Source organism: Agarivorans sp. TSD2052 (genome assembly GCF_023238625.1).
Lineage (GTDB): Bacteria > Pseudomonadota > Gammaproteobacteria > Enterobacterales > Celerinatantimonadaceae > Agarivorans.
Map to the genome: position 1 here is coordinate 2,686,415 of NZ_CP096670.1, position 25,648 is coordinate 2,712,062.

The 25,648-nt window shown below is 43.4% G+C and carries 23 protein-coding genes; 3 read left to right on the forward strand and 20 right to left on the reverse strand.

Translation table 11 applies throughout. The features are described from left to right. Positions 1-4: 4 nt before the first annotated feature. The 11 genes from amt to M0C34_RS12185 all read right to left on the reverse strand — a co-directional run bounded on the left by amt (position 5) and on the right by M0C34_RS12185 (position 15,810). On the reverse strand, positions 5-3,070 hold the full coding sequence (gene amt / locus M0C34_RS12135; RefSeq protein ID WP_248711951.1) for an ammonium transporter: 3,066 nt from the start codon (positions 3,068-3,070) through the stop codon (positions 5-7). A gap of 387 nt (positions 3,071-3,457) precedes the next feature. Beyond that, positions 3,458-5,269 carry a sugar transferase gene (locus tag M0C34_RS12140; protein WP_248711952.1) on the reverse strand — a complete coding sequence of 604 codons (1,812 nt, stop codon included), beginning with the start codon at positions 5,267-5,269 and terminating at the stop codon, positions 3,458-3,460. A 19-nt stretch (positions 5,270-5,288) separates the two neighbouring features. Further along, positions 5,289-6,371 carry a glycosyltransferase gene (locus M0C34_RS12145; RefSeq protein ID WP_248711953.1) on the reverse strand — a complete coding sequence of 361 codons (1,083 nt, stop codon included), beginning with the start codon at positions 6,369-6,371 and terminating at the stop codon, positions 5,289-5,291. Positions 6,372-6,384: 13 nt separating this feature from the next. Next, a complete protein-coding gene (locus M0C34_RS12150) occupies positions 6,385-7,815 on the reverse strand; it encodes a Wzz/FepE/Etk N-terminal domain-containing protein (RefSeq protein ID WP_248711954.1) in 1,431 nt (476 codons plus the stop codon). Positions 7,816-8,041: 226 nt separating this feature from the next. Continuing rightward, a complete protein-coding gene (locus M0C34_RS12155) occupies positions 8,042-8,791 on the reverse strand; it encodes a substrate-binding periplasmic protein (RefSeq protein WP_248711955.1) in 750 nt (249 codons plus the stop codon). A gap of 360 nt (positions 8,792-9,151) precedes the next feature. After that, positions 9,152-9,850: a VC0807 family protein gene (locus tag M0C34_RS12160; protein ID WP_248711956.1), complete on the reverse strand. Its 699-nt coding sequence runs from the start codon at positions 9,848-9,850 to the stop codon at positions 9,152-9,154. Positions 9,851-10,060: 210 nt separating this feature from the next. Continuing rightward, positions 10,061-10,231 carry a hypothetical protein gene (locus M0C34_RS12165; RefSeq protein WP_248711957.1) on the reverse strand — a complete coding sequence of 57 codons (171 nt, stop codon included), beginning with the start codon at positions 10,229-10,231 and terminating at the stop codon, positions 10,061-10,063. A 130-nt stretch (positions 10,232-10,361) separates the two neighbouring features. After that, the gene (locus M0C34_RS12170; RefSeq protein ID WP_248711958.1) at positions 10,362-12,419 is read right to left on the reverse strand and encodes a methyl-accepting chemotaxis protein; all 2,058 of its coding nucleotides are present in this window, start codon (positions 12,417-12,419) and stop codon (positions 10,362-10,364) included. Positions 12,420-12,706: 287 nt separating this feature from the next. Then, the gene (locus tag M0C34_RS12175) at positions 12,707-13,711 is read right to left on the reverse strand and encodes a diguanylate cyclase (RefSeq protein WP_248711959.1); all 1,005 of its coding nucleotides are present in this window, start codon (positions 13,709-13,711) and stop codon (positions 12,707-12,709) included. 264 nt (positions 13,712-13,975) lie between these two features. Then, on the reverse strand, positions 13,976-15,148 hold the full coding sequence (locus M0C34_RS12180; RefSeq protein ID WP_248715634.1) for an MFS transporter: 1,173 nt from the start codon (positions 15,146-15,148) through the stop codon (positions 13,976-13,978). A 32-nt stretch (positions 15,149-15,180) separates the two neighbouring features. Continuing rightward, complete coding sequence (locus tag M0C34_RS12185; protein ID WP_248711960.1) at positions 15,181-15,810, reverse strand: LysE family translocator; 630 nt, start codon at positions 15,808-15,810, stop codon at positions 15,181-15,183. Between the two features lie 518 nt (positions 15,811-16,328). Between M0C34_RS12185 and M0C34_RS12190 the strand changes: the two genes are divergently transcribed. Together M0C34_RS12190 and M0C34_RS12195 are read left to right on the forward strand one after the other, a co-directional pair. After that, on the forward strand, positions 16,329-17,279 hold the full coding sequence (locus M0C34_RS12190) for a DnaJ C-terminal domain-containing protein (RefSeq protein WP_248711961.1): 951 nt from the start codon (positions 16,329-16,331) through the stop codon (positions 17,277-17,279). After that, positions 17,276-17,581 (forward strand): chaperone modulator CbpM, encoded by a 306-nt coding sequence (locus M0C34_RS12195; RefSeq protein WP_248711962.1) that lies wholly within the window; start codon positions 17,276-17,278, stop codon positions 17,579-17,581. The genes M0C34_RS12190 and M0C34_RS12195 overlap by 4 nt, the downstream gene beginning before the upstream one ends. Before the next feature lie 39 nt (positions 17,582-17,620). Here the strand turns inward: M0C34_RS12195 and M0C34_RS12200 are convergent, their stop codons facing one another. The 7 genes from M0C34_RS12200 to M0C34_RS12230 form a co-directional block, all read right to left on the reverse strand. Beyond that, on the reverse strand, positions 17,621-18,697 hold the full coding sequence (locus tag M0C34_RS12200) for a GGDEF domain-containing protein (protein ID WP_248711963.1): 1,077 nt from the start codon (positions 18,695-18,697) through the stop codon (positions 17,621-17,623). Positions 18,698-18,913: 216 nt separating this feature from the next. Beyond that, positions 18,914-19,339 carry a hypothetical protein gene (locus tag M0C34_RS12205; RefSeq protein WP_248711964.1) on the reverse strand — a complete coding sequence of 142 codons (426 nt, stop codon included), beginning with the start codon at positions 19,337-19,339 and terminating at the stop codon, positions 18,914-18,916. A gap of 83 nt (positions 19,340-19,422) precedes the next feature. Further along, positions 19,423-19,794 carry a SpoIIAA family protein gene (locus M0C34_RS12210; protein ID WP_248711965.1) on the reverse strand — a complete coding sequence of 124 codons (372 nt, stop codon included), beginning with the start codon at positions 19,792-19,794 and terminating at the stop codon, positions 19,423-19,425. Positions 19,795-19,910: 116 nt separating this feature from the next. Then, a complete protein-coding gene (locus M0C34_RS12215) occupies positions 19,911-20,225 on the reverse strand; it encodes a cupin domain-containing protein (RefSeq protein ID WP_248711966.1) in 315 nt (104 codons plus the stop codon). 26 nt (positions 20,226-20,251) lie between these two features. Next, positions 20,252-20,938: a DUF4336 domain-containing protein gene (locus M0C34_RS12220; RefSeq protein ID WP_248711967.1), complete on the reverse strand. Its 687-nt coding sequence runs from the start codon at positions 20,936-20,938 to the stop codon at positions 20,252-20,254. Between the two features lie 137 nt (positions 20,939-21,075). Next, positions 21,076-21,399: a hypothetical protein gene (locus M0C34_RS12225; RefSeq protein WP_248711968.1), complete on the reverse strand. Its 324-nt coding sequence runs from the start codon at positions 21,397-21,399 to the stop codon at positions 21,076-21,078. 2 nt (positions 21,400-21,401) lie between these two features. After that, positions 21,402-22,040: an RDD family protein gene (locus M0C34_RS12230; protein ID WP_248711969.1), complete on the reverse strand. Its 639-nt coding sequence runs from the start codon at positions 22,038-22,040 to the stop codon at positions 21,402-21,404. A 400-nt stretch (positions 22,041-22,440) separates the two neighbouring features. Here M0C34_RS12230 and M0C34_RS12235 point away from each other — a divergent pair, with 400 nt between their 5' ends. Further along, positions 22,441-24,051, forward strand: a complete 1,611-nt coding sequence (locus tag M0C34_RS12235) for an ABC-F family ATPase (protein WP_248711970.1) — start codon at positions 22,441-22,443, stop codon at positions 24,049-24,051. A 104-nt stretch (positions 24,052-24,155) separates the two neighbouring features. On the opposite strand, the gene M0C34_RS12240 is transcribed toward M0C34_RS12235, so the two are convergent. Together M0C34_RS12240 and M0C34_RS12245 are read right to left on the reverse strand one after the other, a co-directional pair. Next, positions 24,156-24,836 carry a glutathione S-transferase gene (locus M0C34_RS12240; RefSeq protein ID WP_248711971.1) on the reverse strand — a complete coding sequence of 227 codons (681 nt, stop codon included), beginning with the start codon at positions 24,834-24,836 and terminating at the stop codon, positions 24,156-24,158. A gap of 263 nt (positions 24,837-25,099) precedes the next feature. Then, positions 25,100-25,597, reverse strand: a complete 498-nt coding sequence (locus M0C34_RS12245) for a hypothetical protein (RefSeq protein ID WP_248711972.1) — start codon at positions 25,595-25,597, stop codon at positions 25,100-25,102. Positions 25,598-25,648: the final 51 nt, after the last annotated feature.

Here is a 25,648-nt window from a genome sequence, read left to right on the forward strand (position 1 = left end):
CAACCTAGTTTATTATTGCTTGGCTCAGCGGTTCAGGCTTAGCTAATAAACGGTTCAGTTGATTTGCTTGCACTGGCCTAGAAAAGAAGAAGCCTTGATAAACTTGGCAGCCATTACGGTTCAGAAAATCTAACTGCGCTTGAGTTTCTACGCCTTCAGCGACGGTGCTTAAGCCTAGGTTATTAGCTAAGTTAATAATAGTAGAACAGATTTGAGCATCTTCTATCGTGGTTGCACATTCATCAACAAAAGAACGATCTATTTTAAGCACATCAATGGGTAAGCGTTTTAAGTAATTAAGTGAAGAGTAGCCGGTACCAAAATCGTCTACTGAAATTCTTATATTTAGGGCTTGTAGTTGCGACATCACTTCAATACAGCGTTCAATATCGGTGAGTAGTACCCCTTCGGTTATTTCTAATTCCAAATGGCTGGGGTTCACCCCATAACGATGACAATGCTCTTGTATAAACGACACCAGCTGGCCTGAGACCAAGTGTTTACCGGATATATTCACCGATATGGGCACTTGTCGTATGTTTTCCTGCTGCCATTGCTGTAACAAGATCACCACCTCAGTGATAGCGAACTGACCCAACTGGATCACGAGATCAGACTCTTCCGCTAACGGAATAAACTCACTGGGCGAAATGCTCCCTTCTTTAGGGTGAGACCAGCGCATCAAGGCTTCCAAGCCAACCACCTCACCATCAGCGGTGACTTTAGGCTGATAAACCATAGAGAACTGTCCTCCGCACTCTATTCCTTTGGCCATTTCTTGCTCGTAATCGAAGTTTCTGGCAGCCTTGTGAGCCATTTCGGCTTCAAAAATTTGAAAGTTGTCTCGGCCCCGCTGCTTAGCGTAATACATCGCTATATCGGCATGTTGAATTAGCTGTTCACTCGTCGTTTGGCCAACAACCGCTGGCGCAATACCAATACTGGTAGGAATGTTTATCATTCTACCCTCAAGCTCTAAAGGCTCACGCATCACCGTTAAAACCTCGTTGGCTTTAGACCTTGCCAACTCAATGCTTACCGCTCCAGAAAACAACACTACAAATTCATCACCGCCCCAACGGGCTATAACATCGGTAGCTCTAGTTACACTAATTAAACGTTTAGCCACTTCACAAAGCAACTCATCTCCAGCCTTATGCCCTAGGGTATCGTTAATTTTCTTAAAACGGTCTAAGTCCATAAAAAATAGAACGATATCTTCATTTGTATGGGTAGCGCGTTGAATAACGTCTTGTAAACGCCCCATCAAATAGGTTCGATTATACAAGCCTGTTAAGGGGTCACTATAGGCGAGTTGTTTCAACTTATCTTGCAGTTTAAGTTGGCGGGTTACATCACGAATATGTAAGGTAAACTCATTTTTTATCTCACTGCCCAAGCTGGCCCCAGTAATCACAATTTCTGCAGGAAACTGGTCACCAGAATTACGGTGCAGGGTAATTGCGTTTCGCCTGTTGCGGAGCAAACCTTGCGAAGTAGAAAACCGATGTTGTAGGCTAGCTTTTACTTGCTCTTGGTCTTGCTCTAAGATAAATAGCTGAATAAAGCTCTTGCCGCTAACTTGTGATTTTAGATAACCAAAAGTACGCTCTGCGGCAGGGTTAAACTCGATAATCCCACCCAATAGATCTACGGTAATGATGCAATCCATCGACGAGTCTAAAATGGCACTTTTTCTTTTTTCACTGGCACGAAAGTCATCTATGGCATTATCACGTTTGGATATTTCCACGCTGACTCGTTCGATAACTTGATTATATTGAGTGGCTATTTGTCCCACTTCGGTAAATGGCTCAACCGGAACGGGCTCAGAAAAGCGCCCTTGTTGTTGTTGGTTATTCATTGAACTTAGTAAATCAATCAGCTCGGTGGACGCTCTATGTTCACTGACATTCATGCCTTTTAGTTCATCTTCTCTCGATACCCTTAAGGGGAAAAAATGATTCACTGTATACAGCAATATAAAGCTTAAGCCAAAGCTATACACCCCAATTGCACCAATGCCATACAACTGTGCTGTCACTTGTTCAACACGCGTTAATCCCGTAGCTAAGGTGTCTAAATTAGCAAACAGACCCACAGCAAGAGTCCCCCATATCCCAGCAAACAAGTGCGCAGGCACAACACCTAAAGCATCATCTATTTTGCAGCGTTCAATAAGACGGGTGCCAACATATAACACCCCCCCAGCAACCATGCCTATCATGACGGCTTGTTTTGGCGATACGGCATGGCAACCCGCTGTGATAGAGACCAAACCGGCTATTACACCATTTAAGATAAAGCCCACGTCAACATAACGTTTACACCAATAATGACAGACTGAACTAATCAGCCCACCAGCAGCGGCCGCTAAGCAGGTATTAAGAATAATGCTAGGGATTTGGTCACTAAACAATATAGTGCTACCACCATTAAAACCAAACCACCCCAACCAAATAAGCAAGGTACCTAACACTGACATCGGTAAGTTATTACCTACCGGTAAAGATGTAGCACTATCAAAGCGACCAATTCTTGGGCCTATAATCAGTACCGCTGCCAATGCGACATACCCGCCAACAGAATGAACCACAGTAGAGCCGGCAAAATCGACAAAACCTAAGCGTTCCAACCAGCCCAAGTTTGTGCTTATGTATATCGACGCCCAAGCCCAATGGCCAGCAACCGGGTACACAACTGCGCTGATAATCACACATACAGCGATGTAGCCCATAAAGGACATACGTTCAGCTACCGCGCCCGACAATAGCGTTGCTGCAGTACCGCAAAACATCATTTGAAATAGGAAAAAGCTAACTTGGAAAGCCGATTGCTGCTCGCCCACAAAAAAATCGCTCAGGCCTATCCAGCCCTTAGATGACTCGCCAAACATCAACGCAAAGCCAAACGCCCAATAAATAAGCGCAGCGATAACAAAATCAGATATGTTTTTCGCAGCGACATTAATACTGTTTTTACTGCGGATTTTGCCGCTTTCTAAACACAAAAAGCCTGCTTGCATTAAAAACACTAAGGTTGAAGCAATCAGCAACCATAAGTAGTCCATTACATATCCCCATCGAGAAAGATGTTTGCTTTAGGTACACGAAAATACAGCTTCCAGCTGGTATTTTTAACACCATGTCTTTTAAAACAGTTTGTTCAGTATCCATACAACAAGACTGTTTAGCAAGCCAAAACACCTTCACACCTATTGGGTAAGCGTTTGTAAAGACTAACAATAATTAAAACTTTATGGGTAAAACCATTGAACAAACAAAGCGATATTGGAGCAATCAACTACAATTATCTCGGAACCATAGCAAAACCCTGTTTTTCTGCGGGTAGCCCACCGTTAACATCGACGATTTCACTAAATACGGTGACACATACTTACTGATTAGTTCAGCAATCACTGGCTATATTACCTAAGGGTAGACATTAGCCGCGCAAACTATTGCCCCTTCCCTGCCACCACTACCCATACGGTTTTAAGTAAAACGCTAAGGTCTTGATATAGCCACGTGCCACATTGGCTCAGACTTAATGCATAGCAGTGATCGTAAGCCAACTTTTGCTTCACATCTTCAATGCTGGAGTCATAGGCCAAGTTGACTTGAGCCAAGCCGGTAATGCCAGGCTTTAAGCCTACGGTACGCTCGCTGTAGTAAGGGATAGCTTGCTCTAAAGAGTGGTAAAATACCGGCCGCTCGGGACGAGGCCCCACTAAAGACATCTCGCCTTTAAGTACATTGATGAGTTGCGGTAGCTCATCAATACGGGTTTTACGCAAAAACCGCCCTACTCGAGTTGTTCGATCATCTCGCTTGCTCGCCCATACCGCACCACTGTTTTTTTCCGCATCGGCTCGCATACTTCTAAACTTATAAATTTCAAATAATTGCACTACTTTGTCAGAAATCAGTCCGACCCGTGTTTGCTGGTAAAAGATAGGGCCTTTGCTGTCTAATTTAATCGCTAAGGCCACCAACGGAAACAAAGGGCTAAAAACAACCAGCAATATGCTCGAGCCAATAATATCAAATGCTCGTTTACCCACCATCACAGTGGGGCTAACAAATCGAAGCAAGTATTGGCGCCTCACCTTCTTAGCTAGGTACTCAAGGCAGCCAAGCATGCTAGAAAAATGCCCCTCCACCAAATAATTAAGGCTAGCAATTGCCCTAGGCCAAACCAGACGAGGTAAAACTCTCGGTAGCATAGCTAATACGTAAGCCACTAACTGTAATAGAAATAGTACCGCAAACAATGGAGCCTGCACGCCTAGCAGCATGGAGCCAAATAAGCTGGTTAACAAAAATACCGGAATGGTCACACGAAGGGCTTTGCCTGAGAAAAAAGTAAATGCAACACCTCTAAAACGGGGTAATAACATGTGGCGCAACCGGATAAGCTGTTGTAAGTTACCGGCGCCAATACGCTTCCTGCGACTGCGGTCTTGATTATCTGAAGCGTGTTCAAGCTCTAACGCGCGAATATTTGGCTCATACACCGCTCGATACCCCTGAGCCACAATATCCATTGGAATAACAAAATCATCATTGATGGTGTCTTCTGGCATAGCTCGAAATAACGATTTACGAATCAAATAAAACGCACCATGAGCACCCAATGGCGCCCCCATGTCAGCTTCACAACGTTTCACTTCACGCTGATAACGCCAATAAGCTTGCTCTCCTACTGAACCGGGACTAAGTAGGTGGTAGTAACCACAGACCACCCCTACCTCAGCTTGGCTAAAATGACTTGCGGCAATCAGCATTGCGTCAACCGAGATGAGCGCAGAAACATCTGATAAAGCCACAATATCAGCCTGACTTTGCCTAATATGCTGATTGAGCACCGCCACCTTGCCCTGATTGTCTGTTTGTTCGCATATTTCGATATCAAAACTGCAAAAGCTCAATTCTGCTAAACAGGCTCTTGCGACGGCGGCAGTATTATCACTGCAACCATCACATATCACCTTAATGCTTAAGCGGTCATCGGGATAATCTAGCGTAGTCAGATTAATCAATTTTGCCGCAATATAATCTTGTTCATTGTAAGCTGGAATGAGTAATTGAATGGTCGGCAATCGCGCATCGGCTTCGCTGCGATGATAATTGCGTACCACACTAACAGGGCTTGCCGCTTCTGTTTGCTTATTCCCTTTACTGAGTAACTTAAGTAATAGCGGGTAAAGCGCGTGATGATAGACCACCAGAAACATCGCTATTAACGTAATCCAAATCAATGCATTCATATCCCCTCTCCTTTTCTGCTTAAGAGTAACGGTGACGAAGCGCCGCGTAGTTACGCGCCGTGGTGCGTAAATCACCGCATTGCTTAACAAACTGGCGAGGATTACCAGAATTAGGCATCTCTAGTTTTTTTTCTAAAGCTTGGGCCATTGCAAAAGCACTACCGGGCTCAACCAAGGTCCCTGTGCGTGGGCAAAGAGCTTCGGTAGACGCACCAACATCTGTCACCACCGCGGGAATTTCACAAGATTGCGCCTCCAAGATAACCAATGACAAACCCTCAAAGTAAGACGGCAAACAGAATAGGTCTAAGCTTTGATAAAAAGTAGGCATCGCTTCTACCGCGCCCAAAAAATGAACCCGCTGCTGTAAGTTTAACGACCGAACTAATTGTTCTAAATGTGGTCGCTGACTGCCATCACCAGCCAACACAAGATCAACGTCAGGAGGCAAAAATGTTAAAGACTCTATCAACACCGCCTGGCCTTTTTCAAGCTCTAAGCGCCCAGCACAACCAATCATTCGACGCTCTTCAGGTAATCCCATTTTCCTACGTGCCGCTAGTTTATTACCGGGTGTAAAGTTATAAGTATCCACGCCATTTTTAATCACTTGCACCTTTTCATCATCCACCCCTATAGCAGCTTTTAACTCTCCAGCGACGAGGTTGGCATCAGCAACCAGCATTGGTTTGACCCATTTCAGTACCAGCGCCTGTAAAAGACGGCGACGCTGCTGGCGTAGGTGCCATGCGTCGTGCTCAGTATGAATAAGCACTTTGACGCCCGCCAAGCGGGCTGCAATGCCGCCATAAATTAGCGGCCCAATATGATGGGTATGCACCACTGGCACGGCCCATTGGCGAAACAAATTTATCAACTTCCACAAGGTCGCAAAATGAAAACCGGGCTTTTTATCCAAGAACATCAATCGGGAGGCATAAGGGCGTAAGCGCGGCCACGCTGCTAGCGCCTGTTCTTTGTTCCCTTCCAGAGAGATAATCACCCCTTGCTCATGTGTCTCTTCCATGCGTTGTAAATCTAACGCCATAGTTTCAATACCGCCGGGTTGCAAATGTTGAACAACTTGGATCCAAATGCTCATAATGTAATCCTTTTTAATGCGATTCTTTAAGCGGTGGAATTCGGCTTAATACCGATACTCCCGCAATGTCTTCAATGTCTTTAATAGTGCGTAAACTTGAATCGGTTAGCTCTGCAATCACCGCTAAACTAATGCCAATGGCAATGCCTCCAGCTAAACCTGCAACTACAAACATCCACATGGGTAATGTTGCTGGGCCACTAGGGGTATAAGCTCGGTCAATAATTTTTATCCGGTCAGCTTGCTCAAATACCCCCAACGCACCAGTAACTTGGGCCATTTCATAGCGAGTGAGCAGGTTTTCGTAGAGGCTACGTTGCACCCGCAGATTTCGATTTAAGATACGAAGCTGCTGCTCTTGCTCACCCACTGAACCAATTTGTTGCTGCAATGAATTGGCTAAGCTGCGTAACTGCGATACCTCTTCGGCCAAAGCGTCTACCCGTTGACGAGCTATCATTAAGGCCTCTACCTGCACAATCAACATTTCACCATTGGACTCAGTAATCGAGATTTGCTGTTGGAGTAACGCCGAGCTGTCGGTATTGCTCACCGCCGATTCTGGTAGCGCCAACACTTGTTCACGCTCCTCTTCTAGATGACGTAAGGTACGTTTGATAGCCAGCACCTTAGAGTGCCCCTCGGTATAACGAGACATTAAGGTCGCTAACTCAGCCCGATTTAGGACAATTTGCTCCTCAAGACGCGTCACTACCGGGTTTGTCCGTGAAAGCTGTTGATCTATGCTACCTAAACTTTGTTTCGCCCCTGCTAATTCAGCTTCGCGCTCAATCAACCGCTGACGTATTTGTGATAAGCGGTCCATATTTGCGGCATGTTGTTCGGGCAAGCCATCGGCGTGCTCGGTGCGATATGATGCCAAGGCTTCTTCGGCTTTTTCTAGTTCTAAGCTGCTAATGCTTAAGTGCTCACGCAAAAAGCGCTCAGAGTCTTGGATTGAAGAACGGGAAGGCGCCAGTAACTGCTCGATGAAATGTGTTGAGACTGTTTCTAGCAATTCACTCATGCCCTTCGGATTAGCTGATTTATAATCGATCCTAATTAAATCTTTACCCACTTGGCGTACGGTTAGTGCTGATGATAATCGCTTAATTACTTGCTCTTTGCGTAAGGGGCTATCACTCTCAAACATCAAACCTTGTTCTATGGCCACTTCACTTAAAACATGTCGGCTATGTAATAAGGTGGTTAAGGCTTCCATCCGTCCTTCAACGTTGGCAGATACAGCTAGGTCTTCTAAAAATGGATTTAAACTGGCAGTTTCCTGTACCAACATACTCGTATGCGAGGCATATTGCTTATCAGACATTAGTGATACTAAGGCACCAGCAATAGGCATAAGTAATATTGGTAAAGCAATTAAATAACGTCGACGCCACAGCGCATCAACGATTAAATAAATTCTTGGTAGTAACTCGCCCATTGTATTCTCCACTTTATTCAAGCCTTGAAATGCGAATTTCGTACCATTATTTTTTTATTCTTAGTATCAGACACTTAGAGGAAATGTTAAGCAAACATTTAGTGCTCTTTGCAATTTGCAAGATAAGCGATAACCGCAAGGTACATTCAAGAAATATGAGCGTGACAAGGAGGACTTGCCTAGCACAAATCTACATACGCCGCTTCACGGATAGTCGCGAGGGTGACTATTGAAGGTATTTCTCAAAAATCATATCGTAGCTGCCATCTTGCTTCATTGCTGCGAGCGCCTTGTTGTATTCCCTAATGACGATGGAAAAGTCTCGTTTTTTAGTGAATGCTAAATAACTAGGAATGGCTTCTATAGGAGGTGATAACTGCTTTATTCTATGCGCTGCGCCCAGTGTTTTTGCAGTACTAAAAACCACATGCCGATATGAGGGTATCAAATCTACTCGACCAGCCAGTAGTTTTCTAAGATTACTTTTTGAGCTTTGAGCTTCATCAACAGTCTTGAATAAGCCCTGCTCTAAAGCAGCATCAAGCCTTGGACCGTAGCTAGTTGCATTGATGATGCCGATTGAATTATCTGCCAATTGTTGAAGGTCACCATCATAGGTGATGGTCGAATCAATTGAGACAAACAATGCTTGAATCTGGGTTATCAGTACTTCGCTAGTGTAAGTGAGGTATTTCTGTCGTTCATCAGTTAAATACAGGGAGAAGATGCCATCAACAGTGCCTTCTTGGGCAGATTTCAAACACCTGGCCCAAGGCATTAGCTTAATGTCAACGGTGTAACCCGCTCTGGTAAACGCTTGGTTTATAACATCCACTAAAATACCGGTTTGTTCACCGTTTTCTAGATATGAGGTTGGGATACTGCCAGCGGCAGCGGCAAGCACTATTTTTTCGGCGTAAACCTTTTCAGAATGAATCAGTTGCATTGACAATACAAACAGCAGAACTTTAAACATGAGGTTTGCCTTTGGCCACCCAACAAATGATGTTCTTATACAAAGACTTTAAGACATACCACTGATTTTACAAGCTCATCGCCAATTGAGTACCACAGGGCAATTGGTAATCGGTATTTCGGCCCTTACAGCGGTAGAGAGCATAACACTTGGACCGGCCTACTATAGGTAACACCAGCAAACCAAACCCTAAGCAACATCACCACGATATTTGTCATATTGGGATATACGGAGTTGAATCATTTGTGCGGGGTCTAACCTATCCCTATTGATTAGGCCCCCATTGTTAAGCGTTAGGCCATCAGCCTAATCTCTTCGAATACCACAGCAGTCGAGTCGACAGTACTCCTCAATATAGAGTCATTTCTTAGATGCCAGGACTTCCTCTAACTCAAGCCCCGTTAGGCTATGAATTGTGCGCCACAAGTAATAAAAAATAGCCATCATCATTACCATCGAGGGTAGCGCTATCATCGGGTAACTATAGAGAGTTAACTGGCCAAGCTGTTCATTAAATGCCGACGTTCCAGCTGGGCTAGTCACTAGCCATTTGGCGAGGATATAGTTCATGCTTGCCGAAAAGGCGAAGGAGCCGGCGACAAAATAGGTGGCCTTTAGTAAGCGGCTTTCAAAGGCAGCACTGCTGTTATGTTCAGCTAAACGTTGTTGGATTTTTTCCACATCCATAATATCAGGGTTAAACAGCAAGGTTTTAACCAAAGGATAAGGGGTAAAGGTAGAGACTAAAACGGCGATGCCTATTACCGCGGGTATAGCCGCTTCTTTAATCGCTAACCATTTTGTATCGAGCTCAAATAAACCAATCCCCCCCGTCAACAAAACACTCACCAAGCCTAGTAAAGCAATGAAGTTAAATTTTCTATATCTGATTAGCTCAAAAAGCCCCCACCCAAGAGGGAAGGCCAGCGCAGCAATCAAACCTCCACTCGCGCCTAAGGCATCGTCGCCACTTAATTTCATGAGTATAAAAGACGGTAAAACGATACTGACGATGAGATCAACTAAAGGACGAGGCTTATGCGTAGGAGAACTTTTCATGGCTTCTATATGTTGTTGCAAATTGAGTTGAAAGGTTATAGCGAATTATGAGCAATGAAACAACCAGCAAATAGCGGCTGATTTTTCATTTAAGCACTCATTGTCATGCAATCCTGCCCTACAGACAAAGAAAAACGTGATGCCCCACGGCTGGTATTCTCTGTAGCCTACAGCTGCTTAGCTACGTCAAAAAATGACTATCAGTTACCGCTAGTCTTTTTTATCAAGGGTGATTTCAATGGTTTGACTATTACCCGCAAACCATTTCTGAACATACAATGAGCCCAATATAGGCGCCGTTCCCTCGTCGGGGACTTCCTTATAGCGAACGCTGTTTTTAGTTTCTTTCTCGATTTCAAACCTTATCACTTTCTTTGACATTGGTGTTTCTCATTAAGTTATTTTATGTCTAGACAATGGTCTCTAGCTTAAGTGCTCTCGCCGCCAGAGCCAAACGTTGTTGAGTATTTTTTAGTTTTGATACCAACGTAGGCCCTAGCTTATAGCCGTTCTAGCTCACCAGCTTAAACTTGCCTACATTGTTTTCTTGCTGATTAGATAACGCATTTAGGCGCTGCCCATCGGCGGCTAACCCATCTAAGGTCAAGCTATTTTGTTTTGCTTGTGCAGCTAAAGAGCCCATTTCAATGGTGATTTTTTCAGCGCCTTCGCGTTGCTGCTCGGTGGCGGTACTAATACCGTGCGACATATCTCGCAACTTTTGTATGTCGCTACTAACCGCGCTAATAGCTTGTGACAAGTCACCGTTTAGATGCAAGGTTTCACTCATCTTACTGCGACTCTCACCCATCAATTGCATTGACTCACTTGCTTGATTTTCTAAACGATTCATCACTTTAGAAATTTGTTCGGTTTGCTCGGCGCTACGCTGTGATAACAATCTCACTTCATCGGCGACCACCGAGAAACCGCGACCATATTCACCAGCTCGCGCAGCCTCAATGGCAGCATTTAAGGCGAGTAGATTAGTCGCATCGGCAATTGAACGAATGACACCCAACACCGCTTTTATACTTTCTACATCGTTGAGCAAGTGCTCCATTGCGTCATGGGTACTATCAATATGCTGACTCAAGGCTTGAATAGTCTGCTGGTTATTTTGCATGACCGTTCGGCCCTTTTTAAGTCTATCATCTGCACTTTCTGTTTGATGAAATGAGTCACTGGCAATACTAGCAATGGCTTGGCTAGCCTCAGCCATTTGCTCAATGGCGGCACTAAGACTTTCTAAACTGGTGTTCTGATTATCGGTTTTACCTTTAATTTCACCAGTAATGGCAACATTACTGGTCGCCATGCTTTCTAGCTCGTTGGTGACGAGCGCAATTTCTGTCAGTGAATGATTGGTATTGGCTGCTACCTCATTGACCCAGCCAGCCACTTTGGAAAACTCGCCATTCCAGTTATTTTGCATATGTAAAGTAAAGTCACCTTTAGCCATCGCCCGAGTCACCGTAGCTAAGTCATCAATGGGCCGCTTAATTAAACGGTTAATCGAAATACAAGCGCCAAGCGCTACCAACAATGCGATTAAACCTGCAATAGTGGCACTTAAACTCACTGTGTTTACCAGCATTTCTGCATCATTAACCATGGCACTTGTTTGTAGATCGATTCTCCCGACTAATTGTTTTAATTCATCAATTTGACCGTTTATCTCAGCCTCCAAAACAACCCGTTTGAGTCCTACTCGCTCAACACTTTGCTTATTGCTAAAAATACGTGACAGCAGGCCTTGATCTTCTTTGATATGCTTAGTTATAAATAGCCAGTTTCTTTGGATGTCGGCATGACTAGATATTTTGCCCACTTCAATTTCTAAGTCAGAAAAACCAGCTTCTAATCGCTTGGTATTTTTTCGAATATAGCTAATTAGTTGACTGACAGTATCGGGGTTATCTACTGAGGCTAACTCAAAAGCTTTTAACTGTACCCGTTGTGAAGTCGCCATGAAGCTGCGATAAATATCTCGTATGTATTGATCCTCTAGCGCATAAGCTTCTACTTGATAACCAATATCGTTGTATAACTCGGTAGATTGCAAAACAAACTGATTAAAAATTTTTGTTAATTCTACATCTTCAACATAACTTTGGGTTAAGGCTTGATAAACTTGAGAGAGCTCTTGGTCAAGCTGAGTAAGCATTTTCAGGGACGCCGTAAACGTCTCAGCATTACCGTTTTGGCCGTGGCTCAATGAGGCTTGTATCGCTTGCTCTAGCAGGTGTTGGGCACTACCTCGCTGTTGTTGCCATTGTGCAAAAAGTTGATCCAACTGTAATTGATCTTTAGAGGTTAAAATAGCGAGCACTAAATAATTCATTTGCAAATAAGACGCCTCAACATCAGAGGCATTTTGCAGGGCAACCAATGAAGAATTAGCCAACTCTTGATTACGGTTTTGAATATTATTTAAACCAATAACGGCGATTAAAATTGCCATCACAAAGGTAGTCGCAATAATGGCAACCACAGCGACCACCTGCCTAGCGATAGATATCGTTTTGAGGCGACCAAAGAAAGCCGATGATTGAAAATTGCTAAACATATTGCGCTCCACTAGCGATGATTCAAAACACTTCCCAGTGTATTTAGGGCTAACTTAGCGATGCAAATTCCTTTAAGCAATCCTATTTAAGCGCTTTTATGTTAATGATCAAAAAATACATATTCACTGATAACAAATTGATAAGCATATTTTAAGCTTTTGATTTTAAAGATCAAAAATAACACAGGCGTTTTTTGGGGGACGAAAACTAAACGAATACTACCGATAGAACAAACCAGCTTATTAGCAAGAGAAGTGTGGGCGTTCTTTTATTCGGCAACAGACAACTACTGATTTAATACTTGTTCAACGTTCCTACAATATTGTTGAATAGTTTCTTCTGCATTTAATTGCCCTGTAGGTTCCTGCGCTAAATGTTGCATTAAGTCTTTTAAGCAAAGCACAATAGTACAATTTCTCCCTAGCCGTTTTGCTTCATATAAAGCCACATCAGCCCGCTTTATAGATTCCTTAATATCTGAATTTTGGCACAACTGCGTGATACCAAATGAAGCCGTTACACTTAGCGGTTTACCTAAATGGGTGATAACAGAATTAGCGAGCTTTATTCGGATCCTCTCGACGGCTTGCGTCGCTTCTTGCAAGCTCATATCAGGCATAACAAATAAGAACTCTTCTCCACCAAAGCGAGCCACAGTGTCGTTGCGCCTTATAGACCCATTAAGCACAGCTGCAGTATGCTCTAAAACCACATCGCCAACATCATGCCCGTAACTGTCATTGATATCTTTAAATCTGTCGATGTCGGCCAGCACAATACAACAGCAGGAATCTTCAAGGCCTTCTAGCCGCCGCTTTTCGTTAGCTAAAACAACATCAATAGTTCGTCGGTTTATCAGCTTGGTAGTGGTATCAAATTGATACTTATTCACCAAAGAAAATTCAAAAATGTCTAGTACACTCGCAACAAAATCATCTTGGCTTAGATGAAAGTCTTCGAGTTCTTTAGCACTCACTAAGTCATTTTGAGCAAAAGAAGACAACAGCCTAGCGGCCGATTTATGCAAGCCCTGATGAACATGATCTAAATGTCCGAAGGCATCAGCTTGAATCAAATTATCTTGTGAAAGCTGCCACAACCAGCGACCGAACTTACAATAATGGTGGGCGTGTTTATCAGTAAATTCAGGATCGACTAATACCTGGCGTAGCACCAACGAAGCGCTAATTTTGTGAGCCCATCGTCGATGCGCTAACAAGGCGTCTTTAATATCATTAGAGGGCACCCCAAACGCTTTTTTCTCCACACGCCCGAGTAAACTTTGGTGCATCACCTAGATCCTTCTTTACGTTCAAACTACCAGCAAGTAAGACAGCCTTGTCTTAATGGGGTAACAGTTATCCTGCTGTGAAACTAAATTATAGTAGAGCATTGATAACAAACTGTGCTTTACAGCATAGTTAAACAAAACTAAAAAACAATAACGTCACCCAAACGTAGCAACACCGCTATAGTCCATAACAAACTGATACTGTTAAATTTACGCTTATTTATTCACTTAACCACTATACCCGTCATAAGTATGTAAACGCCTTTAGCCTAGTATAGTTTTGGTGGCTAATGTCGTTTCTTGGTGTTGCTCCGGATGACGAGGCACCAAAAAAGAAAATGCTAAAGACGCTACCGCGATAACCGCCCCCAGCCAAAAGACCAAAGACGGCGAATACAACCAAACCAAGCCCAATAGTGCCGGCAATATCACCGCCGCAATATGATTAATGGTAAAACTAACCCCCGCAGAACTGGCAATATCGGCTGGGTCAGCAATTTTCTGGAAATAGCTTTTTATGGCGATAGCCATAGCGAAGAACAAATGGTCAACAATGTATAAACCGGCCGCCCACTCTGCCTGCTCAACTAAGGCATACCCTGCAAACACAAACACTAAGCCTGTGTATTCAATCATCAAGGCGCGGCGCTCGCCAATACGCCCAATCATCTGACCTATCTTCCCGGCAAACAAGATGTTTAATACTTGGTTAGCTAAATAGAGCAAAGCGATATCAGACACCGAATAACCAAATTTTTCGACCATCAAAAAGCCAGCAAATACCACGAAGATTTGTCTACGAGCGCCACTTAAAAATACTAAAGTATAAAAAAGCCAGTAACGCTGGCGCAAAATCAACCGTTTATGTTGTTCATGTTCAGCGGTGTAATGCGGAAAACGCAGCGCAATAAACAATACGGCTAATATCGTCATACCCCCAAACATCGCATACAACGACACATACTCGAAACGACCATATTCTAGCAATGACCATAACAAGCTATAGGCCAATACTGCCGCTGCGCCTTTTACTGCAAGTGCTTTCCCCATAAAAGCAGGCGTTTCGTCTTTAGGGATCCACTGTAAAGTGAGCGATTGGTTTACCGTTTCGAAATAATGAAAACCTATCGACATTAGCACCGTTGTAAAATACAAACCGTAAACGCTAGGGAAAAAACCAGTCAGGGTAATACCAATGGCTAATACCAATAAACTGAGTAAGGCAAAGGTCTGCTCTTTTAATATCAACAATACAAAAATGGCGGTAAAAGCCAAAAAGCCTGGGATTTCACGCAGGCTTTGCAAGATGCCAATTTCACGACCAGTAAATTGGGCAACTTCAATAGCAAAGTTATTGAGTAAGACCATCCAAATAGAAAAACTAAATGGCATCAAAAATGCCATCATCAACAAAAGTTGCTTCTTAGAACGTGGCATCATAATCCTTGGTATCTAATAAAGAAGCGCGCTTAACTAAGCTCAGAAAACGCTAAACGAACGCCAAAACCAGCAAACACCCCACCTAATATTCGGTTTAACCAAGTTTTGGCTCGCCTGCTGGTGTGTAATCGCTGGGATATAGACGCACTTAACCAAGCTAAAATATGCCCCCAAATCATCGCGTTTAGATTAAACACTAAACCTAAAACGACAAATGCTAAGGCTTTATTTGGCTCTGCAGCATCGATAAATTGAGGAACAAACGCTAAAAAAAACAGCGCGACTTTAGGGTTTAAACTGTTGGTAAGAAAGCCTTGGCGAAAGATTTTTGAGTACTTACTCGCCGAGAGTTTAGTTGGCAGCTGATGTGGCTTGTGACTCAAAGCCATAGCAAACCCCATATACAGTAAGTAGATACACCCCAACACTTTAACAACGGTGAAAGCCATGGCTGAACTAGCAAGAATGGCCGACAAACCAAAGGCGGCCGCGCTAATATGCACAAATGTACCCGCCCCAATACCCAAAGCGGCTACCGAACCAGCTTTAAACCCCTGACTAGCGCTGCGCGCCGCAATATATAATGAATCTGGGCCAGGTATTAAGTTTAGTAATATTCCTGATACCACAAACAACCAAAACTCGTTTATCCCTAACATTACACGACTCCGTTAGCGTTCTCGCCCATTCGCTCAAGCAACAAGATTAACATGACGATTTATAAACAAACTAAGAAAAAATGCCAGAGCAACATTTTTAGCTAGCGATATTTTACAATACCCGTTTTTACACTTAAATAGAGGTATGCCGCAGCACTTATTTTGTCTACAGATACGCCCTCTAAACCAGATAGTTTGTTTATCAAAACGCTGGGACAGCAATGATAATAAGAAAACGGCTCTCTCAATGGACTCTCAGGCGCCAACGACAGGGGCCTGAAGTATTACACCGCAGCACCCTGCCTAACTTCCACACTGGTTGGAATACCCGAAAAGCTTTAGAAAAATACGAATACTGTATGCCACTATATCGCGATTTGAGCATATAAAGCCTCCAGAAAAAGCCTTAAGCACCTACACTTAAACTAGCGACTAATTAAACCCAAGCTACGTAAATAGGCGCTTAGGAACTAACAGATAACAGCTCCGCCCTCAGCCCGTGAACCAAGGATCACAGCATGGAATTTAAAGATTATTATAAAATTCTGGGCGTAACAGCTGATGCGGATAGCAAACAAATTAAAGCCGCCTATCGAAAGCTGGCGTTAAAACACCACCCCGACATGAACGCGGTGGAGGGAAGCGAAGCCAAATTTAAAGAATCCGCCGAGGCGTATAAAGTACTAAAAAATCCCGAACGCCGGGCTGAATACGACGAGTTGCGTAAATATGGTCAACGTTCAGAGCAAGAGTTTACCCCTCCCCCTGGTTGGCAAACCAATCAACAAGCACACGCTAATGAGCAGCAGTTTGACGGCGATTTCTCAGATTTTTTCAACTCGATATTTGGCCAGCAATCTTCCCATTCTCGTCAACATACAAGAGCCCCGTCTGGGCATCAACGCGGTCAAGATGTAGAGATTGAACTTCCAGTATTTTTGGAAGAAACCATTCAACAGCACAAAAAAACGGTTGAGTACCAGTTGCCGCATATTCGAAATGGTCAACTTGAGCACATTGATAAACACCTAAAGGTAACGATCCCCTTGGGGGTAAGTGATGGAGAGAGGATCCGCGTTGTAGGTCAAGGCAAGCCTAGCCCCACCGGCGGTAAGGCAGGCGATTTATATCTGCATATTCGCCTAGTGCCGCACCCCTTATTTGATGTGCAAGGTCATAATTTGCTAGTTTCACTACCGCTAGCCCCTTGGGAGGCAGCCCTAGGGACTAAAGTCACCCTGCCAACCTTAGAAGGAAGAATCCATTTATCTATCCCGCCGAATACCCAAGCAGGTAGTAAGCTGCGCATAAAAGGCAAAGGCTTAAAAACCAAAAACATTAATGGCGATTTGTTCGCAGTGGTCAAAATAACGATGCCTTCCGAAGCCAATCAACAAAGCCATCTATGGCAAGAGCTCGCGAAAAACAGTGATTTCAATCCACGTTCCGAGTGGGAGGTCTCTTCATGAGTAACACCTTATTACATATTTCTTTTAGAGAGCTTTGCCAAGTAGACGGCCTAGAAAGTGACCAGGTGATTAAGCTTGTTGAATACGGCATTGTTCAACCAATACAAGGTAATACGCTAGATGCTTGGGTATTTGACGCCAACAGTGTGCACTGGATTAAAAAGGCCGTGCGTATCTATCACGACCTTGAAGTAGACTGGGTAGCCGTTGCCTTGGCGGTAAATTTAATGAAAGAAAATGAAGCGTTAGCTAAACAAAATCTAAGCTATCAGCGGCAACTCGCGCGACTTATAAAGCCATAGTGCAGGCCTTCATTAAAGCTATAAACCAAACCGCCAACACTAAGCGGAATACAACTGCACGCAGTTTCGCCCTTGATCCTTTGCTAAGTAGAGTGCTTTATCAGCTTGCTGTAACAGATCTTTAAGTGTTTGCTCATGGTGTGCCGACGCCACTCCAAAGCTAGCAGTGCAGGTAAATGAACGCTCGCCAACAATCGGAATTAGATGCTGTGATACCTGCTCTCGCATACGTTCTGCGACGTTTTTAGCTTGCTCTAAATGAGTGTTGGGCATGGCGATAACAAATTCTTCTCCACCGATACGAGCGAATAAATCTTGCTCCCGACAAATCGCCTTAATCTCTTTACTAATTTCGACTAAGCACAAATCTCCGACTACATGTCCGTAGCGATCATTGATATTTTTAAAATAGTCAAAATCGAGTAATACTAAGCTAAAATCAAGGCGTAATTTTTGCGCTTGCTCTAGCATATTGTTGCCTTTAGAGAAGAAGCAATGACGATTAGCCAAACCGGTTAAAGAATCAGTTGCGGCCTGTTGAGTGAGTTTTTTCTCGTTGGCTTCTATTTGTCGCGCGAAGATGGTTAATACGAATACCACTTCAATCATATTCACCAATATAACCGACTGATACAACAAATGATTAGTGGCCTCATCCAATACGATGAGTGGGTTTAGGTTTACGGTATTTTCACAGTATAAAAATAGTCCGACTGAAGCGGCACTTAAAGCCAACATTTCGCGACGCTGGTTAAGTTCAAATAACAAAAACGCCCCCGTTGGTACTAGAAAATAGTAAAGATGAAAACCACTGGCGTTGGTAACATACACGTTAGTGCATATTAATAAATGCACCATCAATACCGAAAAGAACCAAGTTTTCGCCCCCGACACATGCCCTTTACGCATAAAAGCTAAGGTAGTTAAATAGGCCAAGGTGAAGCCAAAGTTAATTAAAGCAACCTGGGGATTATCCAGCAATAACCAATAGTTTATTGAATACAGACCCGAAATAACGGTCGTCAATAAGCTAATAATATTGGTGAGTTTTATCCGGCTAACAGCTGAAAATGATCGCCCTTGGGCCCCCACATTTATAAGTGTTCTAATATCCATATTAATCTTCTGAACGTCCCTTTGCGCCATCAGCGTAACATAGAAATAGGCGACAAAATGTTTGATGTCGTGTTTTTATGAGCTGTGAATAAGCAGTCAATGTCGCCAATAATTACGTTAAAAGTCAGTAAAGTGCGTTAAGTTTTGATTTTTAGATAATTACAAGCAAGTACTACCGCAGCGACTGAGTAATTAATTAGAAAAATAAATTATTGGCTACTTGGGCATTTCTACACGCAAGTGTCCCTGTTGGGCTTGGCTTAGATCCACCTCAAATCGTTGCGGTGACCAACCGTGTACTTTATCGCGGGCTTCGATGAATACCATTGAACCCTGCGCAGGGTGTGGCACATTATTTAAACTGCGAGTGAATGGCTGCTCGTTAACATGCGGGTGCAGCAACTCTCGTTCGGCCAATACTGTGCCTTTGGTATCCACCACCCGCCACATATTTGCATAGTGATCCCAGCCACTATCCTGATGTAATAGCGATACATCTACCTTCCAGCTACGCTGGCCATCTTGAGTAAATTCGGCGGCCACAATGGTGACATCGTTGGCAAATGCAGTAGTGATTGAAACACTGCAAAGAAAAGCCCCCACCAAGGTCACACCGCGTACCTTAGATAAATAAATTCGCATTGCTCTACCTTATTGAGTGTTTCACTCTTTTCTTCACCCTAGCAGCTAATCACCGAATTATGTAGTAAAGCTTGTAAAGTGGTTTAGTTATCGCCGACTAACCATTGCTCTGCGAACGCCACTTGATTCATATCAAAGGCCTTAATGGTTAAACCAGGTATCAACTTACCTTCTAACTCGCTGATAGTTTGCACCCATTGTTTGTCGCACAACACTGCTGCACGATCAAATTGACGAATCATCTTAAACATCTCAGGAATACGAGAAAACTCAACGGCTAGTGCGCTTAGAGTAGGCACCGCAAATTCTTTTATGCGATATAGCATTAGACCCTTTTCAATGCCTTGCGCCTGAATGCTTAGTTCATCTAAAGCAGCTTTCATTTCTTTACTGTCTAGCTTGCCGCCGAACTCTATATCTAAGCGATTATCTGCCACCCTTGTTACTGTAAACATCACTATTCTCCAAGGCATAAGTACTATTTATGATGTAAAGATAGCCGTAAATGCCCAGCCTAATAGTGCGCTAGATCAGAGTTATGAATGTTTGAAAGTTGATTGAGTTAAAACACTTAACAGTAGAAAATCGCTAACCAAATAGTGGCGCCATGTTGCGCTGTTTTAGCCACTTTATGTTTAGTATGTGCAGGGATCGTGACATAGTCACCTTTAGCTAAGTGTAACGCTGTGCCATCTTCAAATACCAAGATGGCATTACCCTCTAATACCACCACCCACTCATTCTCAGCTTGGTCATACCATCCTTGAGCTGGTGAACGCTGTCCGTAGGACACAATGCGCTCTACTCGAACATTTTCACCACTAAGCAAGTCACTAAAATGTTCGCAACTCACGTCATCAGGAAGGTTGGCAAAAAGATTCAACATGGCAGTAGCCTCTTAAATTAGACCTGCTAAATAAGCCAAGAGAATGAACGCGTTAAGAAAGTCATTGCTTCGCGATCTACTATCACCCCGTGAGCCATCACAATAACGGTAGGTTTCCAGCCGAATATCACTGATAAGTGCTTGCGCGCTGTAGTCTTTCCAAACATAAAACTTAAGCGCCAATCTATCGGCATTTTACCGTTTGGCGCTAATATCCCTGTTGCTTTAGCGAGCACTCGCTGCCAGTAACTAAAGTTGTCGCCAGAGAAATTTTCAATTAAGTCGGTCACTATCAACGCACCCGATGCTCGGTGAAAAAACACGCATTCTTCCATAAAGGGTGATCCGGTAAACAGCACTTGATCTAACTCTTCCGACCAAGGCCACAATGGCTGTTCGTTAAAAGAGGCATCAAACACTAAATCACTGCGTTTTTTGATCAGCTCAGGTGTTCCATAGCTCTTCGCATTTGGATAGGCGGCTTGCCAGTCGGCCAAAAATAAATGATGTAAGTGATTGGGTGCAATAAGATGGCTGACCCTACCCAGTTGCTCGACTTGCGTTTGAACATCCTCAGTCAGTTCAATTGGACTGTGCACCCATAAGTCACCATTAGCTAAGCGAATCACTGTCATTCTGGTGGTGTAAGGTAAGCCCAAAAACGGCACCGCTTTACCATTAAAAATCCATACCTTATCGGCAAGACAGTCCATTTTAAATCCTCAATAAGTTCTCACTAGCAATGCGCATTGAAAGGGCTTAACGCCCCGTTTGGCCTAGCTTTTCCCTGTTCCTTACCTTGCTATTTTAGCTCGTGAACTACAACTGCGCTGTAACCACTAACGCGGTGCTATAAAGGGTTTTCTCGTAATACCTTTTTTAAGCTTTTTAACAGTAAGTGACTGCTAATTTCGCTAACCGCCACCCTAGAAATCAGTACCCCTAAGAAAATGGTCACCATCAGCACCCACACTGGATAACTGAACAACAAATAGCTAGCCACCGGCAAAAACAATATGAAAATCATACGTATTAATACGGCTATATTAGTGAAAGTAAGAATTTTAAAGCCTGAGCAAGCGTCATCATGAGCTTGCTCAAGTAGATCAAATTGCTGTTCTCTTTTTAAATGCGAAATTTCGCTAAAATAATCAATGTAGGCTTTTATATTCATAGTTACTCATGTGCGTGAACGCTAACTGGTGATAATGCCGCATTACCGGCACAAGCCGATACTGTTGCTTGTTGTGTATATTCTTGCTTAATAACGATGGTACCTGCAATAAAATCATGAAGCGCACGTTTACGTTTATTACACAGTAAAACCAAAAGCTCACACCATATCCAGCCCTCGCTGGCTAGAGACACCGCCCCATGCCATGCGGGAAATGAAAGGAGAATATACTCATTACGCTCCATCCAACCAGCATTCAAATAGATATCTGGGTTAACCTTCGTTAGCGCGACGATATGAGCGACTACGATCAAAAAAGCAAACAGCAAATCCACAGAAGATCTTAGCAAAGCCTGCTTAACACCAATCTTTCCACCATCGGGTAACGTAATTTTGATGCCAACAGCAATTTTCCCAAGAGTTGCAGCAAATTTGTAGTGAAAAATAATCGAATACACTGAAAAAAGTAGGCTTGAAATAATCAATGTTATCAAAGCACTCGTAAGCGAAATCCCTTGGGTAAAATGAAAAATCACCAGAAATGGAACGAAAACAAGGGTGTCAATAATCGCAGCGACCAAACGTTTCCAAAACCCAGCGTAAACTTGATCGTTGTTTACTTTTAGCGGCAAGAACTCCATGACTTATCCTTAATCAAAGCGGCGTAATATCCTCGCTTGTAAAAAAAAACCCTTTCAAATAAGCGATAAAGATTAACATTGAGCCCCATGAAAATCAGCTGATTGGCGCTAACAGTGACAAATAAGTCAGAATAACAAGAAGGTATCGCAAGATGGGTATTTCAGCTGCTTGTTGATTAGCCCGCTCTACTCACTATCAAAGCATCGGCCGAGCGAAGCAGCAAAGGCGTACAACATCCTTCACTAACTGTTTGTTATAGTGAAACTAAAGCTAAATAGTGTTCAAACAACGTACAACTTAACTCGACATTGGTCACACTTTTCTTTATAGTGCGCCCCCTTATACGCATACCTTTGCGTGCTTGCTTCACGGCTTCATTGACCATCTCAGGATTACCTTTTGATTTCTACCGCAAACATCACCATGCAGTTTGGCGCTACGCCTTTGTTCGAAAATATTTCAGCCAAGTTTGGTAACGGAAACCGTTACGGCTTAATTGGCGCTAACGGTTGCGGTAAATCAACCTTTATGAAAATCCTTAGTGGCGAACTGGCACCCAGCTCAGGCAACGTGTCTATCACTCCAGGTGAAACAGTAGGCACACTAAGCCAAGACCAGTTTGCTTTTGAAGAGTACTCGGTCGTTGATACGGTAATTATGGGCGGCACTGCCCTGTGGAAAGTGAAGCAAGAGCGTGACCGCATTTATGCCCTGCCTGAAATGTCTGAAGAAGACGGTATGAAAGTAGCCAACTTAGAAACTGAGTTTGCAGAAATGGACGGTTACAGCGCTGAAAGCCGTGCTGGCGAAATCTTACTAGAAGCGGGTATTGCCGAAGAGTTTCACTACGGTTTAATGGCTCAAGTAGCACCAGGTTGGAAACTGCGCGTACTGTTAGCCCAAGCTTTGTTTGCTAACCCAGACATTTTGCTACTCGACGAACCGACTAACAACTTGGATATTCATACCATTGAATGGCTAGGCACGGTGCTTAACCAACGTAAATGCACAATGATTATAATCTCGCATGACCGTCACTTTTTAAATTCAGTATGTACCCACATGGCCGACATTGACTACGGCGAGTTGCGCGTCTACCCAGGTAACTACGAAAAATTTATTGAGGCTTCATCATTAATTAGAGAGCAATTGCACAGCGAGAACGCTAAAAAGAGTGCAGAAATCGATGAGCTACAAGCCTTTGTAAACCGCTTTTCTGCTAACGCATCTAAAGCGAAACAAGCTACCTCGCGGGCTAAACGCATGGAGAAAATCACGTTAGACGAAGTTAAATCGTCTAGCCGCAGAACCCCATCAATTAGCCTAAGCCAAGATAAAAAACTACATCGCCAAGCCTTAGTGACCGAAAACCTAGGCCATGGCTTTGAAGATGAAACCCTATTTAACAACGGCAATATTATTTTGGAAGCGGGTGCCAAACTAGCAGTAATTGGTGAAAACGGTGCGGGCAAAACCACGTTTTTACGTTGTTTAATCGAGCAACTTCAAGCTAACAACGGCACAGTAAAATGGTCAGAAAATGCTGATATCGGTTACTGCCCTCAAGACAGTACTAGCGATTTTGATAACAATTTAAACTTGTTTGATTGGATGTCACAATGGCGCAGCGCTAAACACGACGATTTAATGGTGCGTGGTTTGTTAGGACGCCTACTGTTTACCGCCGACGATTTTAATAAAAAGGCCAAGGTATGCTCAGGTGGAGAAAAAAACCGCTTGTTGTTTGGTAAATTAATGCTACAAAACCGCAATGTACTAGTGATGGACGAACCGACCAACCACTTAGACATGGAAGCGATTGAAGCCCTTAACAGCGCCCTAGAGCTTTACGACGGTACGCTTATTTTTGTTAGCCACGATCGTGAGTTTGTATCATCATTGGCTACCCGCGTAGTAGAAATTAAAGATCAGCAAGTGGTTGATTTTCAGGGTACTTACGAAGAGTACTTGGCCAGCCAAGAACAACAGCTAAAAGTCGCCAATGGTTAAACCTTATTTGGCTTAATGGTAGCGCGCTCTACTAACAAAAAAGCTCAAGCATTACGCTTGAGCTTTTTTGTTATTCATGGTCAGAAAAACGGCTAATGTGGCAGCTAATAAGACTCACCAAATACTATCGCTTGCTGAGTATCTAACCACAAAGGGTGCTTAAACATTGCCTTAGAGAACAAACGGCTCTGTAGGTGGCGGTTTAACCAAGCTTGTAAATGGGTATACGGACCTTGTAAGTAAAGCTGGCGATTCACTTTAGAAAACTGCCGAACAAACGGCAATAAAGCGTAGTCAAGCAAACTGGGGTGCTGGCCCATTAAAAAGTCCTGCTGGCTTAAACGCTGCTCTAGCTGCTGAATGAACGGTTCGCACCGCAACCTGCAGGCTTCCAAATCTTGGTGATGATAACGTTTAGCGTCTTTATAGTTCTCTAAATCAGGTTTGAAATATTGGTCATTATAGGCAATTAAATTAAGCATTTCTGGCAGAGCATCGGTTTGCTGGGCATACAACAAATTTTCAGGGTCATTGCGCCTTAGCGCCCACAACATGATGTCGAGGCTCTCATCTATAACCTGCGACGGAGTATCAAGCGATTCGCTGGTCGACTCAAGCACTAATACTGGCACCGTGCCTTTGGGCGACACAGCTAACATTTCATCTGGTTTATTCTTCATTACAATTGGCCGTAGTAACACCGCTTGTTTAGCCAACAAAATAGCTAACCTTGCTCGCATGGCATAAGGGCAATTTTGCAAAGAATATAGAATGGGTAGAGTCATGATTAAATACTTAAAAGGTCGCTTACGCTGAGTAAACGCATCTATTCAGATAGTATGTATAAAACTCAACGGCATTATTAATGCCTATGCTAACAGTTTAGCCTTATCCGCGCATTGTTGACTTTCCACAGCGCTCAGCTCAATAAACGAAGCCATTAGAATAACCCGTCAGCATAGGGCTATTCAGAAAGAACCTAAGCGGCACCAACAAACAGAGTGAAATGACCCGCCAATAAATTGTGAAAGGTATGCTTGAAGCTCACTTATTCTGAGTCTGGAAATAGCGCCGTCAACCACAGCTCTAAAGCGTCGGCTTCATCACTACTGCCGTTAATTTTTACTAGGCCAAAGTGTTTAGCCTGCCGCCATGACAATACATTAGAAGCTAAGGCATCCAATACGTCCAAATCTGTTATCAACAATAAATCTTGCTCGGTAATCGATGACTCGCGCGCTGAAATAAGCACTCCATTTCCAACTGTAACGTCACTGTAGTGCCCTTTTGTCGCTTCAAAGATACTAAAGTTCTGTTTATTTTCATGGGGCTTATTGAGCGCTTTTTTAAAAGACAACAACTCCACATTTTCAGCTTTATTCACATTCCCTAAAACATTAAATTTTCGTATATCAACAACATTGCCGAACACCTCTAAAGAGCCCGGCTCCGAGACAAAACTAAACCCCGTGCCCTGATGCATACCACAAGCATTAGCATTGGGTGAAGCGATCATAAGAATAAGCAGTAAGTGTTGTAATTTCATAATAATTACCTCAGCGGCATGGTGTTAATGGATTTGGTTAACGTTACAAGT

What these genes read in the sequence shown, in the direction of transcription:
- M0C34_RS12205 (WP_248711964.1), bottom strand. Translation starts at nt 19,339, where the DNA reads ATGCGAATTTATTTATCTAAGGTACGCGGTGTGACCTTGGTGGGGGCT.
- M0C34_RS12165 (WP_248711957.1), bottom strand. Translation starts at nt 10,231, where the DNA reads ATGTCAAAGAAAGTGATAAGGTTTGAAATCGAGAAAGAAACTAAAAAC.
- amt (WP_248711951.1), bottom strand. Translation starts at nt 3,070, where the DNA reads ATGGACTACTTATGGTTGCTGATTGCTTCAACCTTAGTGTTTTTAATG.
- M0C34_RS12150 (WP_248711954.1), bottom strand. Translation starts at nt 7,815, where the DNA reads ATGGGCGAGTTACTACCAAGAATTTATTTAATCGTTGATGCGCTGTGG.
- M0C34_RS12200 (WP_248711963.1), bottom strand. Translation starts at nt 18,697, where the DNA reads ATGGATATTAGAACACTTATAAATGTGGGGGCCCAAGGGCGATCATTT.
- M0C34_RS12180 (WP_248715634.1), bottom strand. Translation starts at nt 15,148, where the DNA reads ATGCCACGTTCTAAGAAGCAACTTTTGTTGATGATGGCATTTTTGATG.
- M0C34_RS12145 (WP_248711953.1), bottom strand. Translation starts at nt 6,371, where the DNA reads ATGAGCATTTGGATCCAAGTTGTTCAACATTTGCAACCCGGCGGTATT.
- M0C34_RS12220 (WP_248711967.1), bottom strand. Translation starts at nt 20,938, where the DNA reads ATGGACTGTCTTGCCGATAAGGTATGGATTTTTAATGGTAAAGCGGTG.
- M0C34_RS12225 (WP_248711968.1), bottom strand. Translation starts at nt 21,399, where the DNA reads ATGAATATAAAAGCCTACATTGATTATTTTAGCGAAATTTCGCATTTA.
- M0C34_RS12210 (WP_248711965.1), bottom strand. Translation starts at nt 19,794, where the DNA reads ATGTTTACAGTAACAAGGGTGGCAGATAATCGCTTAGATATAGAGTTC.
- M0C34_RS12175 (WP_248711959.1), bottom strand. Translation starts at nt 13,711, where the DNA reads ATGCACCAAAGTTTACTCGGGCGTGTGGAGAAAAAAGCGTTTGGGGTG.
- M0C34_RS12230 (WP_248711969.1), bottom strand. Translation starts at nt 22,040, where the DNA reads ATGGAGTTCTTGCCGCTAAAAGTAAACAACGATCAAGTTTACGCTGGG.
- M0C34_RS12240 (WP_248711971.1), bottom strand. Translation starts at nt 24,836, where the DNA reads ATGACTCTACCCATTCTATATTCTTTGCAAAATTGCCCTTATGCCATG.
- M0C34_RS12170 (WP_248711958.1), bottom strand. Translation starts at nt 12,419, where the DNA reads ATGTTTAGCAATTTTCAATCATCGGCTTTCTTTGGTCGCCTCAAAACG.
- M0C34_RS12185 (WP_248711960.1), bottom strand. Translation starts at nt 15,810, where the DNA reads ATGTTAGGGATAAACGAGTTTTGGTTGTTTGTGGTATCAGGAATATTA.
- M0C34_RS12215 (WP_248711966.1), bottom strand. Translation starts at nt 20,225, where the DNA reads ATGTTGAATCTTTTTGCCAACCTTCCTGATGACGTGAGTTGCGAACAT.
- M0C34_RS12140 (WP_248711952.1), bottom strand. Translation starts at nt 5,269, where the DNA reads ATGAATGCATTGATTTGGATTACGTTAATAGCGATGTTTCTGGTGGTC.
- M0C34_RS12245 (WP_248711972.1), bottom strand. Translation starts at nt 25,597, where the DNA reads ATGAAATTACAACACTTACTGCTTATTCTTATGATCGCTTCACCCAAT.
- M0C34_RS12155 (WP_248711955.1), bottom strand. Translation starts at nt 8,791, where the DNA reads ATGTTTAAAGTTCTGCTGTTTGTATTGTCAATGCAACTGATTCATTCT.
- M0C34_RS12190 (WP_248711961.1), top strand. Translation starts at nt 16,329, where the DNA reads ATGGAATTTAAAGATTATTATAAAATTCTGGGCGTAACAGCTGATGCG.
- M0C34_RS12160 (WP_248711956.1), bottom strand. Translation starts at nt 9,850, where the DNA reads ATGAAAAGTTCTCCTACGCATAAGCCTCGTCCTTTAGTTGATCTCATC.
- M0C34_RS12195 (WP_248711962.1), top strand. Translation starts at nt 17,276, where the DNA reads ATGAGTAACACCTTATTACATATTTCTTTTAGAGAGCTTTGCCAAGTA.